This is a genomic window from Prevotella sp. AM42-24 (assembly GCF_003461825.1).
In the GTDB taxonomy this organism is placed as follows: Bacteria; Bacteroidota; Bacteroidia; order Bacteroidales; family Bacteroidaceae; genus Prevotella; species Prevotella hominis.
In genome coordinates, this window is sequence record NZ_QTXV01000053.1 from 7029 (window position 1) to 20994 (window position 13966).

General features: G+C 46.3%; 8 protein-coding genes and 1 pseudogene. 1 reads left to right on the plus strand and 8 read right to left on the minus strand.

The window, feature by feature from the left end:
* Nucleotides 1-222 precede the first annotated feature (222 nt).
* Nucleotides 223-1410 carry a site-specific integrase gene (locus tag DW917_RS13025; protein WP_118119391.1) on the plus strand — a complete coding sequence of 396 codons (1188 nt, stop codon included), beginning with the start codon at nucleotides 223-225 and terminating at the stop codon, nucleotides 1408-1410.
* 49 nt (nucleotides 1411-1459) lie between these two features.
* Here DW917_RS13025 and DW917_RS13030 read toward each other — a convergent pair whose 3' ends face one another.
* The 8 genes and pseudogenes from DW917_RS13030 to DW917_RS17270 form a co-directional block, all read right to left on the minus strand.
* Entirely contained in the window at nucleotides 1460-3352 is a 1893-nt protein-coding gene (locus tag DW917_RS13030) for a hypothetical protein (RefSeq protein WP_118119393.1), read from the minus strand.
* Between the two features lies 1 nt (nucleotide 3353).
* A complete protein-coding gene (locus DW917_RS13035) occupies nucleotides 3354-8081 on the minus strand; it encodes a phage tail tape measure protein (protein WP_118119395.1) in 4728 nt (1575 codons plus the stop codon).
* Nucleotides 8081-8656, minus strand: a complete 576-nt coding sequence (locus DW917_RS13040) for a DUF6549 family protein (protein ID WP_118119397.1) — start codon at nucleotides 8654-8656, stop codon at nucleotides 8081-8083. Before DW917_RS13040 ends, DW917_RS13035 begins: the two co-directional genes overlap by 1 nt.
* An 8-nt stretch (nucleotides 8657-8664) precedes the next feature.
* On the minus strand, nucleotides 8665-9114 hold the full coding sequence (locus DW917_RS13045; protein ID WP_118119399.1) for an N-acetylmuramoyl-L-alanine amidase: 450 nt from the start codon (nucleotides 9112-9114) through the stop codon (nucleotides 8665-8667).
* On the minus strand, nucleotides 9098-9343 hold the full coding sequence (locus DW917_RS13050; RefSeq protein ID WP_118119401.1) for a hypothetical protein: 246 nt from the start codon (nucleotides 9341-9343) through the stop codon (nucleotides 9098-9100). Before DW917_RS13050 ends, DW917_RS13045 begins: the two co-directional genes overlap by 17 nt.
* Before the next feature lie 110 nt (nucleotides 9344-9453).
* On the minus strand, nucleotides 9454-9933 hold the full coding sequence (locus DW917_RS13055; protein WP_118119403.1) for a hypothetical protein: 480 nt from the start codon (nucleotides 9931-9933) through the stop codon (nucleotides 9454-9456).
* Nucleotides 9934-11235, minus strand: coding sequence for an RNA-directed DNA polymerase (locus DW917_RS13060; protein WP_118119405.1), 1302 nt, complete (start codon nucleotides 11233-11235; stop codon nucleotides 9934-9936).
* A gap of 398 nt (nucleotides 11236-11633) precedes the next feature.
* Nucleotides 11634-13966, minus strand: a pseudogene (locus DW917_RS17270) (hypothetical protein); the annotation flags it as partial.

The following is a 13966-nucleotide window of genomic DNA, read 5'->3' on the forward strand; positions in this document are numbered from 1 at the left end:
TCCAGTAATCCCGACCAAATATAGTTTAACTTTCTGATTATAAGGATTTTAACCCATTTTTGGGGTGTTTTAGTCGGTAAAAACTCGGAACGGTTGAAAATAGCTATATTATATATATTAAGGTGAAAAGTGCTCAAAACTTGATAGTTAGAGCAATTAAAATCCGGTAAAAAGTCGGCATCATTATTTCAAATACACCATGTCTGCAAGAAAATTAAAGATATGGTTAAAAAAAATTATTCCTTACAATCAAACGAGGCTGTTCTGAGCAGCGTCATTGGATGGAAACCTCCTGTTTTCCATCAGAGATCTGAGTGTTATGTCTCCTTTTCCGCTTTTGACCCGTCCTTTGGCCGTCTCAGAAGAAAACGAATCATGCTTGACAGAATCAAGGGTAAGCGTCAGCAGCGTGAATATGCTGATGCACTGATGAAGCGTCTCACAGAGAAACTCATGGATGGCTGGAACCCATGGATAGAGGCAAGCCAGCCTCTCGAGTATACGAAATTTGCAGATGTATTGCTCAGATACAGAGAGTATCTGCAGAAGCTCTTTAATGAACATAACCTGCGTGAGGAGAGTCTGAAGGACTACACCAGCAAGGTCAATGTCCTCGAGAACTGGATACATGATAAGCGAATGAACATCACATACAGCTATCAATGGGACCACCACAATGTGAGCAAGTTCCTGGATTATATTTTTGTAGAGCGGAACAATACTGTTATAACCAGAAACAATTATCTCACATGGCTCAAGACATTTTCCAAGTATCTCCTGGAGCGAGGCTATATCGGTCAGAATCCTACTCAAAGCTTCGAGCGTATCAAGAACAGACGCAAGAAAGAGCGTGATGTGATACCTGACGAAGTGATGGAGCAGATCCGCGACTATCTATTGAAGAAAAACAAGCATTTTCTGCTTGCCTGCGAGATATTGCACTATCTGTTTGTGCGTCCTCGTGAATTGTCTTTTCTGAAAATTGGTGATTTTCAACTGAAGAAGAAAACGCTCATCCTCCATGGGGAGCATACGAAAAATGGAAATGATGCGACCATCACCCTGCCATCTCATGTCCTCAAGCTGATGATTGACTTGAATATATTTTCATATCCGAGTCAATATTATCTTTTCTCCTCTGATTTCACTCCAGGAGTGGAGCACAAGAGTGAGAAGTTTTTCCGTGACTACTGGCACAGAAACCTTCGCAAGGATCTCGGCTTCTCGATGCGCTATAAGTTCTACAGTCTGAAGGATACTGGTATCACGAATATGCTGAGAGCTAATACAGACGTCTTGTCTGTCAGAGACCAAGCACGTCACTCATCCATTCTCATCACGGATATCTATACTCCGAAGGATATCAAAGAAGCAAATGAACTCATTTTGAATTATCGAGGCATTCTATAATAATAAGAGGCGGCAGAGCAGTTCTGTCGCCTCTTATATATATAAGGTGTCATGTCAACATATAGAAAGTGCCCGTCATGATAGGCTCTATGCCATCATTTTTAATCTCCACCTCCACTTTTTCGCAAACGAAACGTTTGCCTCTTATGATGTATATGTCTGATGGATCTGGTATCTTATCTGACTTAAATTTAATCTCAAGACTATTTTTATTATCAATTTTATATCCTGTTTTATGGAATAAGCCGATGCTATTTCCTGCAGTAAAATACGGATTGAGCGATAGTGAGCTTCTCTCAATATCTCTGTAAGGGTTAGACAGATCTATAGAGCCATGGCCTATTCTTCGATATTTAACATTGATGCGGCAATCCGTGATGAAATGTGGCCATCTTGATTTCTCCCCCACCCATGAGACAGAGAAACTATCTGCATTTTCATATTTCTGCACTCTCCCCGGCAAATAGAAAAAGATATTCATGCACTCCTGATCATCCTCGCTATTATCTAATGACGAGTCATCGTCCAACGCATCCTGCACTGACACGTAGCTAAGGCCGTCATCATCTGTATCATTATCCTTTGCATCACTCTCCTTGTCGTTTGGTCTTGAGAGCATGTATCTCTTCTCCTGATGTTTATTTTCAAAAATGGATGACTTGAACTCAACGTCCTCCACAACCTGCGCAGCTGGCGATATATTGAGGTCTGTGTAATCGTCAGATGCCGGATCACGCACAAGTGGTGACCAGACACCAGCTAACTGCCATGATCTGTTGCCATCAGTGTCCTCGACATAGATATAGTAGCTGCCCTGCCATCTTATGATGGTAGTGCGCTTCTTTTTCTCATCCCATCCGTTTGTGTCAACCTCGAACTGGTTATATGGGCCGAATCCGTCAAAACTATTAAAAACGGGGAAATTATCGAAAACTTTCTGAGATATACTCTCGTATTCGTCTCTGTTGGCCGCCTCCCCTAAGTTGTATTGTAAATTGGCGGTTGACGAAGTGGTGAAAGAACCATCTGAGTCATAATCACCAGTGTACTCTTCAAGCGGCTCCACATTAACGTCCCCTACAGTTGTCAACTCAGATGCCTTGATAATCTTACATGTCTTGGCCATATCATCGAAATAAACTGTAGCGTTGAAGAGTTTGCGAAACTCTTCGATGAAGGTGTATGCTGACCAGTGAGGCAGAGCCTTGCGAAGCTCCTGCGTTTTGTAAGCTGATGCAATGTAGAGCTGGTTCCATGGGCTCACGTCGAAATCATTGCGCAAAAGACGGTAGCCCTCATGCTCAACTACTTTTCTGAGGATATACATGAGGTTAGGCTGGACGGCAATATTAGTTATGTACGGGTCTTTGGAGCCGATGAGATTTCCAGTCCGGTCAACTCCAACAAAGTTGGCTATGAGATTATGTGTCTCGTCCCTGCAAGGGACATAGCACCACTTTCCGCTCTCTCCGAGAAATTTTGTCTGGTCGGTATCCAGCCTATATACACTCCTGAGTTTATATAAGATATCGTGGAATCCTGCAGACTTATCAACAACAGCTCCTGGTGGTGTTGACTCACCCATGTCAATCTCGTCAATGTAGTGCTTGGTCATGCGTTCATTGAATTTGATGCGTGACTTGCCGCCAACAATCTGCATTTTGACTTCTTTCTGATTAATAGAGAGTACAGTTCCGACACCGCTCATGATGATTTTGCCATTGCAATATAACTTGCAGTCATCATATTTAGCAATATTCTTTTTGACTTCAAGCCGTGAGACGTTTTTGAAGATGACTCGGTTCTCCAGTATATTCATGGGGAAGGTGATGTCATAGGTGTACTCACCATCATCGGTGACATACTGGTTAGCGTATGTCACCTTGATGGATGATGTAGATATAGGATAGGCTTTATGCCCATTGATAATGCATGTAATCATACTACTTGTTATTTAGAATTCTCTCATAATCTTTAAGTCTGCGATGTATGCCATTGCGCCCGGCAATAGGGACTTCCAACTCGATGCCATCATCAAGTGCCTGGTTGAGACGTGTGATGGCGGTATTAACCCCATCGAGGGACTCACGGACCTCACTGTTGTCATTGCTGACGTTGACGATAGGAGTGACGACTGCAGCCCCACCACCAGAACCGAGAGCTCTGCTGATATCATCAGCGGTCAGTGAGCCGACCGTGTTTGCACGCTGCGCTCGATCGATGAGGTCGAATGCCGGGCGTATCGATGAGTTATTGACAGCCTGATGGTTGGCAACGAACTCACCTTCGTGGACAACACCTGCCTCTCTGCGATATCGCCTACCTCCTGTATAACCGCCAGAATAATATCCGGCTTGCTCTGCCTGGTGCTGCTTCTTGATTGTAGCAATCTGCAGCATACCAGCTGCAGTGGCCATGCCTGCTGCGATCGGTGCTAAGGTCCAACCTATTGTTGGTATCTTGGCAGCGGAAGAATATGCATTGATGGCAGCCATTGCAGTAGAAGCGATAGCCTGAGCAATCTCAATCTTCATGGCTTTTTTGCTGGCTTTGGTCTTGGCAGCAGCCAATTCTTTATCACGTTTTTCCTCCAGTTTTTTCTTCTTTTTGGAGTTGTTGCCTGCTGCAGCAATCTGCTTTTCGTAGTTTTTGGAGATTTTAGCCTGCTCCAGATCTGAACACGCTTGCGAATAAGCTGATGCGGCTGACATGATATTGTTGATGCCATCGTATGCAACCTGTGTGCTCTGCACCATTCCATCGAGGAAATTTGAAGTCACCTGCGCTTTAGCTTGCATGTAGGCTGCATGGTTCTGCTCATCTGAACCATAGAGTTCTTTCAGTTTCTCCATGGTATTCTGATAGTTCTGCACCTGTGAAACGAAATATCCACCGAAACTGCCATTTGTTGATTGTGCATCCCCGGCTGCAGCCTTGGCGCTATTGACCATCTCATTTGTTTTGAAGTCAATCTTGGATTGTGTAGATCCTGCTCCATGATCCTCAGCCTCAATCTGCGCTCTCTGGGCAGCGAACTGCTTGGTTATCTCCAACTTCATCTGCTGATATTCCTCCTCCTTGATCAGTCCCTTTTTGTAGAGATTATCAAGGCCATTGAGGTACATGGTTTCCTGTGCCTGAACATCCTGCTTGCCGAACTGCTGACGCAACTCCTTCAGCTGGCTCATGTAGTTCTCCTGCATCTGCAGCTGGTGGTCGAGCTCAGCCTGCTCCATCTCAGCCTTCAGATCCAGCCACTCCTCGCTGCCCTCTCTGTCTTTGTAGAGTGCAAGACGTTTTTTCATGGCTTCGACATCATTCTTATATAGGGCTTCATTGAGAGCGGTATCATTCTGATAGATTTTCGAATTGACATCATAATATTGCGCTTTGATGTTAGCCTCCTTCTGGAGGCGTTCACGCTCAATGGTCTGCTCATTCATCTTCTGAATGGCAGCATCATGCTGCTTGACAACATTGACCTGGTTGTCAAGTAACTGCTTGTACTCATTACTCTCAGCACCATACAACTGTTTCAGCTTGGCAAAACCCTTAATTTGGATGCTCTGTCTGTCATCGATGAACTGCTGATAGGTTTTCTTGCCTTCTGCATAGGCTTTGGCGTTGTCTGCCATCAGTTCGTTGGTCTCAGCCTTGATGCTATCGGCTGCCTGCTTCTGCTTGCGTTTGGCTTCAGCCTGGCGCTTACGTTCCTCGGCTGCAGCTGCCTTCTCTGCCTTGACACGAGCCTTGTGCTCTTTTTCTGAAACCTGATGAGTGCCGGCTGTACTCTGCTTCTTAATGATGGTACCATCATTGCCCTTGCCATTGAAGCCATTATTGCGCCAAGGTTCAGGGTCATTCACCTCAAAATGCTGTGACTCCAGTTGATTAATCTTGTCGATGAGTTTCTGCTGATATTGCTTTTCACGCTCAACACTCTGAAGGAGCTGGTCTTTATGGTCGGATGCGAAGTTCAACTTCTGTGTCTTTCCACCAGCCAGAGGATTGAGGCGGTCCCAAAAACGCTTCCAGAAGCCTCTACTGTCATTATCAGCCTCTCCTAACAGATCTTCGTCCTCTGCTTGCTTGGCGATAGACTCTGCCAGTTTTTTTTGTAAGCCATCGATGACGATTTTCTTCTTCATCATGTCGATGTATGATTGAATCTGTCTCGTAGCTTGACCTGTTCGAACTGCCTCTTCAGTAATGTTGCCCAGATGCTCACGCATGAGCTTTCCATTGAGTTCTTCGAGTGCTGCCTTGCGGTCAGACTCGGCATTAGTGTTAGACTGAATGGCTGACACGAGTCGCATGATTGCAGCTTCCTCTTCTGCAACCTGCTTGTTGGCATCGGTCACGGCATCATTGTAGTCACGCTGAGCCTGCTCTGCCGTGCTCGTCTCCTTGGATAAGGTAACGATTGCTGCTGTGAGGCCTACGACAACAGCTATCACGGCTGTGATAGGGTTGGCTAACAACACCTTGTTCCACAACATCTGCGCAGCTGTGGTCAGTTTTATCTCCTTCGTCAGCGCCATCTGAACAATTGCCATTGTCTTGAGAGCAGATGTCTTGAGCCCCATGAGGAAGATATGCGCTTTCTCTCGCAGAATCATGATGTTAAGCCATAGCATCTGTGCTTTGTCTGCTATGAGCTTAGCCTTAGAAATAGCCGTGTATGTAACAATAGCTGCAGTCAACACAACCAAAACTTTCCAGTAATCTCTAACAAAGTCAACGAGTGTTGAGAGTGCTCGAACACCGAGGTTAGCTGCAGATATACAATATCGTGCCGCAGGGTAGAGCTTTTGCCCCAACTCTATCGCAAGATCCTGGAATTTCTTTTGAGCCTTGTCGAGCTGTGCCCGGACGCTCTCATTCTGAGTATTGAACTCGTTGATGACAGATGTTCCCTCAGCATATGATTTTGTGGCAAGATCCTGAGCGGCCTTGATATCATCAAGTTTGTCTGCGAGGACGGTAAGGACACCAGTTGCTCTCGATCCATCCATCTTCATTTCCTCGAACATAGGTGCGAGTTGTGCAAAACCACCCTTGGAGCGAAGTGCTGCCAGGAACTGGAGGAGTGCTCCATTCGCATCCTCCTTCAATGTCTTTGAGAACTCCTTAACGTTGAGTCCTGCAATCTTGGCAAACTTGGCTGAGTCCTGGAACATCTTGGCGAGAAGGTTCTGCACGGCAGTAGCAGCGGTCTCATCCTGCTGCATGTTCTGGTCGAGGACTGATGCGAGACCCATGATCTGCGCCTGAGTGAAGCCAGCTTGTTTGCCAACACCAGCCACACGGGCGGTGAAATCAACGAGATAGCCTGCTGAGGCAGAAGAATTCTGAGCCAGCTCATTGACTGCAGAACCAGTGGCGAGCATCGCACCTCGCAAACCTTTTGTTTTGTCCTCACCAAACATTTGAGCCAGTTTACCTATTTGCGAGACAGCTTCATCTCCGAGATCATCACCTAATGCGACATTGATTTTATCGGCACCGTCAACAAACTCCTCGACGAGAGAAGTTGCCGTTATGCCCAATCTACCAGCATCACCTGCCAGTTGGTTGAGTTTCTCGCGAGCCGTGCGAGTCTCCATCTTCTTGAAGTCCTCGTTCATACGCTCCACCTCATCTGCAGTCTGTCCTGTATATTTCCGGACATTGGTCATCTCCTCATCCATGGAGGCGAACTTCTCGACGCAGCTTTTTATTGTGAATGTCAAGCCAGAAACGGCAGCAATTGCACCTAATATGACCCCCTGCATACGGTTGAACCAGTCTGCAGTCTTGTTTATCCATGACTGCTGCGCTTTACCCTCAGCACGTACTGCCTCCAATTCTGTTTTCAACTGCTTTGCCTGCTGCTGCATTTGCTTGAATGCTTCGGACCCTCTGTCCAGACCTCTCATCTCCTTGTTGAGAACCTTCATTGAATATTCCAAATCACGGACAGATGATGTCTTGAGATGAGCGAGTGTGTTGTCAACGAGCTGCATCTGACGCTTGGTCTCCTTGATATCCACATTTGCCTCTCCAATTTCTCTGTCATACTGCTGCATGAGTGTGACCACCTTCTGCTCAGATTGTCTAATGCGCTCAAGTTCTGCGTCAACGAGTTTCAACTTGGCGGCAGACTGTGCATAAGAATCTGACGAAGGATCAATTGAGTTCATCTGTGAGCGAAGCTTGCCTCTTGTGAAATTGAGATCATCAATGGATGCATGCTGCAGATTATTGAGCGTTTGAGTCATGCGCTGCGCTTCTGCTTCAGCTTGTTTGGTAGCCCCCTTCAGATGCAGCATCTGGTTTTTGACTTTAGAGAGCTGCTCTTCTAACTTAGCATAATCTGATGGGTCAGAGACTGCTTTCATCTGTCCCTTCAGATGTCTCGCAGCTTTCTCCAGCTGTCCGAGACTGGCATCAGAGAGATTGTTGAGTGTCTCCTTGACGCTCATGGTAGAGTTTTTGAATTGCTTCATCTCTCGCTCAGCAGCCTTCAGGTCTTTAGCGAGTGATGCGCCTAAACGGGAATCGCCCGTCGAAAAAGCATCCTGTTTAGCTTTTTTCAGACGAGCGACTTTGTCCTCCAACTCCTTGAGTCGGTTTTTCGCCTCCTCAGAGTTGAGTTTGACGATGGTTGTATATACTTCCTGTCTTGCCATTATTTGCTGACTTGTATATAGCTATTATATAATATTGTAGAATGTGGGTTGAAGTTCAGCACCTTGACATTATAACCTTTTGTTCCCCACTTCCACCAAAGAAACTTATGTTTAAACTGTCTTGCCACGATGCATTGAAGGCTGTCTCTTGCTCTGTATGTCAAGATGGAGTCTGCCGTATCAAGACGCAGTGACAACCATGCATCACTATATGCGAAAACAGAATTATGTCTGGTTGTCTTGACTGAATCAGCAGTGACCATGGACACTCGCTGATCTGAGACAACCTGACTGATTTTCAACTGCAGATCCTTCAGAAGTTGTCTGTCTGCAGCCAGCAGTTTATATTCGCCTCTGTCCATGACCATCACCTGCTGAGTGATGAGTTTGATGGAGTCACGAACAGTATCACGCTGCAGCGGTGAATATTGCAACTGCAGCTGGTGCAGCTGCATTCTCATCTCCTCATTAGCCTTTTTCTGTCTGCTGTCGAAAATCAGGAAACTGCCGACAATCGTCAGCAGCACCATCAGGAACATGCAGCCAATGACCATTTTTCTCTCGAATCCCTTCATGGCTTCAATTATTTAATATCAGCGTATTCAGGAATTGCATCGAAGCATGGACAGGCCTTGATGCGCTCCCAGACGTCCACCTTGCCGTTATGGTTAAGGTCTGGTGAAATATCTCGATGTCCCAGAATCTTAGCTTCAGGATATCGCTGCTTCAACTCAGTGAGAAGCTCGCGCAGTGTAGCTTTCTGCTCATCTGTGCGGTTGTCGATAGGATTTCCTGAGCGTGAGATGCCACCCATATATGCGACATTGATAGACTCATGGTTGTATCCTTTGACTCCATTCGATGGCAAATCCTCTGTCATGAGTTGCGTAGCTTTGCCATTAGCTTCCACAATCCAGTGATATCCAGGATAGTGCCAGCCCTTGTTGGTGAATTCCTTGAGCAAGGCATCGACTGACCATGTCTGTCGGCTTGCTGTACAATGAACGAAAATGTACTTAATCTTTCTTTTCATTATTATTGTGATTTTTGAATTTATTCTGGAGTTTGTCGAATTTGACATCCATGGCGATGTTCACGCCAAAGAAGGATGCCACATACATGAGGCTCTGCCCGAAATACCAGAGGACGTTATCAGTCACGTCCTTGGAGAGGAAGTAGCTGATATAGACCAGTGCAATGGCAAATGCCAAGACTACCATGGCGCTGCCGTATTGAATTCTTTCTTTAGTCTGCTGCTGCATATTATCTTTTTTACTGCAAATATAATATGCAAATGGATGAAATAAAAATACGGCTTAACCAGAACAAACTGATTAAGCCGTCAAGATATGGTTATTAATTTTCGCAAGAGCTATTGATATTTGCTCCAATCAATGGCATCTTTCCGTTTCCATCCGTCATTGATGGTGTCATTGATGTGCTTCTGCACAGATAGATAGAACGCCTTGAAGTCCTGCAATGATGTGAACTCTCGATAGACTGGAGCATCTTCGCCACCCAGTTTGACCTTGTATGGTAGACTTTCTCCCTGCGTCTGCACTGCAAGATCATAAGCAGCTTTGTAATTAGCCTGGTTCTCGGCAGATAGCCAGACAAGCTGATTTTCGTATTTGAGACCGGACAGAATGGTTGTATTCGTCTGCTCATTGATAAACTCTGTGATGACTGATTTAATGACTTCGAGCTGAGGTTTAGCAAAGAACCGATGTTCGTAGTAGTCAGCAGATCCGTCATCCTTAATCTGCACATCGAATCTGATGCGCCAATAGCCTCTAACCGGATTAGTGCATTCTAAGAGCTGCACGTCAGGGCTACCGTTAATTTTTTCCATTTAGGTGAAAACATATTTGGTTTTACCGTTGCCAAAAGACATTGCCTTGATGGTTGTCTCAAATGGGAATCCGTCTTGCATCTCCCCAATTTGGCTAAGCACATTTTTCATTTCCTCCGAATTTGTAATAAACTTTTTCATTTGCCCCCCCATCTCTATTGACACGACACATCGATCTTCGCCTTCTCGTGTCTTGACACCGAGTTGGAAATCATGCACGATGATTTGCAGATTGACGAGATCTCTTATAGAGATTGTATCACCAGGAAAATACTTCTGCCCGTTGGCAGGTTTATAAGTGACCTTTAAGTCTTTGAATGATCTCATAGTTTTTTCTCCTATCAGTTTATTATTGAGATTAACGCAGTCGGCATGTTTCGTCATGCCCACGAATGTGGCAACGAGTTCATGACGACGTTTGCGCGATTTGATTTTCTTGATTTTAGCTGCGAATTTCTTCTTGATACGCTTGCGAACAAGAACATGATCAGGATAGATTTTATATCCGACAAAGTCAATACCTTCGGAAACCGGAAAAACTCTCTCGTTTGGTTTAATCTCGAAGCCAATAGCCTCGAGCATTTCGTGGATGGCATCTCTAATCACCCAGAGTTCCGCCTTGGACTCAGCAAGAACCAGGCCGTCGTCGCAATATCTGAAGTAATTCTTGACGCCAATCTCGTCTTTGAGAGGGTGATCGAGGTGGATGGACAGAATGAGATTTCCAGTTGCCTGTGATGAGCGTAAGCCGAAGCTGATGCCCGTCTCCAGCATATCGATGAGACTGCCAAGTATCTTCAGCAGGATCTTGTCCTTGAACACATGAGCGAATGCATCCTTAGCGACTTGGTGAGCCACATTATCATAGAAGTGCCTTATATCGAACTGATAGGCATATCTGAGATGTGGATTTTCTTTGAGGGCTTTGCTCACCTGCAGCATCGTGTCGTGTGTGCCTCGTCTCTTGATACTTGCCCCTGTTGTGCGAATGTATCGAGCGTGCAGGTGCTTATCCACGACATTCATAATTGCATTGCAGCCTATTCGTCTCTCCATGACGACAATCTGCAGTCTGCGATGCTTGCCATACTCATAGATATCGCGCTCACGGTATTCGGTCACCGTGAATGTGCCATCGGCTATTTCACGCTGAAGGTTGGCGATAACTTCCTCTCGATGTGCCAACAACTTTTTTCCTTCACGGCACTGCTTACGGGCGATGCCCCTAAGAACCTGGTCGAAGGAGCTGGACATATTGCCATGTTCGACGATTTCCTGTATTATGTTGCCTTCTCTGCGCATAGCCTTCCTTAATGGGGTCCGACTTCTTCGAATCCTTGAAGGACCTACCAAACTCTACCCACTCCTTGATTTTTCGCTCTGTGAGCGCGGCTCATCTCCCTCGGTCACTGCCTTGCCGACACGTCGGCTATGCCGTAGAACCGATTAAATAGTAGTTCAGACGCGACCCGTAGTTCGCATTCGAATTCGAGGCGTCGTTATTCGCATTCGTGTACGAGACACCGCCATTCGCATTCGCATTGTTGCAACCCCGAGCGAGCACACGGTCTTGGGAGACTCTGCCTTTCGCCTGCAAAGGTAATATATTTTTTTCTTATATATGCGAAAAACAAAAAAAAATCGACCGCCACAGGCGGTTTTTAATCACCTGCTGCATGTCGATTTTTCCGATTTTCGCTTTATGCAACTTCTCTTGCCGCTTTATATCTCGCTACGCTCGACGCTTTGACGAGCTTGCCGCGGAAGGCCAAGCGCGACCCGACAACCGTGCTCGTGTACGATGCGTCGTTATACGCATGCGAGTACGAGATGCCGCCATACGAGCTCGCATAGCCGCAGCCCCGAAAGAGCACACGGTAGGCAGAACCAGAAGTCCAATATGTATCGCCATAATATGTGCTTGCTGACCCTGATTTTGCACCAACACCAATGACATCACCATATTGTCCATGATAGACATTTGTAATCCAGATACCGTTATTTGATGATGATTTAATGTAGCGGACTTTGCCATCTGGCATGAATATGCGAACCATGTTTGAATGAGCACTGTCATTAGGCATGTCGCAGTTATCCATCATATCATATTTGTGTCCGTAGATATCCTCGTATCCGCAGCAACAGATGCTGTTTACCTGCTTGACGATGGTAGCTCCACTCTCTTCATCACCCTCCTGGTACCAGGCAAATTGATGCACGCCATAATCTACGATGCTATTCGTGATTGATGCATTGATTTGCCTGGCTGCATCAAAACCGATGGTATCAGTCATGCCGTGCGACATTGTCCCACCAGTCGTGCGCATATTGGTATGCGAGCCAGCACCGCACTGTTCCTGTGAGTTGCGACGGCCATACTTCATGTAGAAAAGGTTGGCGATGTCGCTATGCATGGAAAAGTCTATCTGCTGCATGCCTCGAAGGACAGAGTAATAATGAAAGTCTGACCACGCCATATTAGCGGTAGTCGAACCGCCAGAGACGCAAGCTCGGAGTTTGTCACCGACAACCGTGCTTCCGACAACAGCGCAGAGATATTCATCCACTTCAACCCAGTCTGGCTCCATATCTTCTATTTTGTCAGAATTGCTCAGCACGACCTTGTCGCCTGGTGTATTCTTATACACTGTTGCATATAGGGTCTTTGCTCCATCAGGTATATCCTTGATGATATACTGCCCTTTTTCAAATGTTTGGTTGATGGTAGGCACAATCACATTGCTGATGATGCTGCCATCCTCTGCGAGGAAGAGTGAGCAGGCCATGTTGGTGCCCGTCACAGTCGGGAATCTGACTCTGCTATATCCGCCAATATCAATCTTGATAACTGCATAACTGCTGTCTGACACGTATGACTCACTGAGTGTCTGCTTGTTTGCAGTCAGCTTATAGCCTTCACGCCAACCGCCCTTGGTCTGTTTAATCTCATCAATGCTCATCTGGATGGTATCAACAGAGACGGAAGGGACACCCTTGTTGACGCTCAGACAGTAATAATGCTTTTTGTTGAGGTAATCATTGATGCCCTTGAACCATTTGTGCGGTTCGAGCATCATGATATCTCCCTCTGTGCCGTCCAACTTGGCTGCAGTGCAGTCTCTGACCTGCTTGGCATCAGCATAGTAGTTGGAATTATCGTCATGCAGTGGATAGTAAGTTGCCTCACCATCCGTTTTGTTCATGACGGTATCTATTCCGCCCATCTTTACATTAGTCTGCGTAGGCATTTTGGTAATCTTGGCCAACACTCTGTGACGCTGACTCAAATATGCCTTGATATGACCTGATGGCTGATATGCATTGCCATATTTGTATCCAGTTTCGTTGTCGAGGTTGCTGACGTTTGCATCGTCTGCAACACTATCATCGAACTCCACCATGGTGTATGGTGGCTGCATGATGTTGAGTTCCGGATAATGCTGTTGGTATGTCTGGAACTCCACATCATCAATATATTGTGTGAGCTGGTATGATCCGACCAGACGGCAGGTATCCACATTGCCGCCAGTCTCGTCAACACCTCCCATCTCCATGTATTGACGCAGGAGTGATCCGTCACCCTCCTCGTTGATGCCTGTCACACGGAGGTATTTGACGTTAGGGCATTTGGCTCTGAGTGCCGTCCACTCGATGCCGGGGCAACTGTCAATGACGAGACGTGTGATGCTGTCCGTGCCCTCCAGTGTCAGATTATCAGCCTGCAGCTTCGGCAGATATTGCAGATCGAGTGTCTGCAATGTTGCAGGCAGAACCGCCTTGACAAGCGGTGAACCCTTGGCAAAGGTAACACCTGTGAGTGCTGTGTCTGATGCCTCGAAGGTCTCCAACTTGGTGTTGTGGGTGAGATCCATGCCAGTGAGCTGCGTGCTCTTCAGTCCGCCCATATTGAGAGATCGCAGGTTCTTGCAGCCATCCACTATCAGGTTGTTGAGCGTTGTCTGTGTGCCAGCGCAACTGATATCGAGTGTGGTGAGTGCCGTGAGGTTGCTCAGGTTGAGTGTCTGCAGGATAG

Bases quoted from the DNA above. Each gene is read 5' to 3' on its own strand.
- DW917_RS13025 (WP_118119391.1), top strand. From the start codon at position 223: ATGGTTAAAAAAAATTATTCCTTACAATCAAACGAGGCTGTTCTGAGC.
- DW917_RS13030 (WP_118119393.1), bottom strand. From the start codon at position 3,352: ATGATTACATGCATTATCAATGGGCATAAAGCCTATCCTATATCTACA.
- DW917_RS13035 (WP_118119395.1), bottom strand. From the start codon at position 8,081: ATGGCAAGACAGGAAGTATATACAACCATCGTCAAACTCAACTCTGAG.
- DW917_RS13040 (WP_118119397.1), bottom strand. From the start codon at position 8,656: ATGAAGGGATTCGAGAGAAAAATGGTCATTGGCTGCATGTTCCTGATG.
- DW917_RS13045 (WP_118119399.1), bottom strand. From the start codon at position 9,114: ATGAAAAGAAAGATTAAGTACATTTTCGTTCATTGTACAGCAAGCCGA.
- DW917_RS13050 (WP_118119401.1), bottom strand. From the start codon at position 9,343: ATGCAGCAGCAGACTAAAGAAAGAATTCAATACGGCAGCGCCATGGTA.
- DW917_RS13055 (WP_118119403.1), bottom strand. From the start codon at position 9,933: ATGGAAAAAATTAACGGTAGCCCTGACGTGCAGCTCTTAGAATGCACT.
- DW917_RS13060 (WP_118119405.1), bottom strand. From the start codon at position 11,235: ATGCGCAGAGAAGGCAACATAATACAGGAAATCGTCGAACATGGCAAT.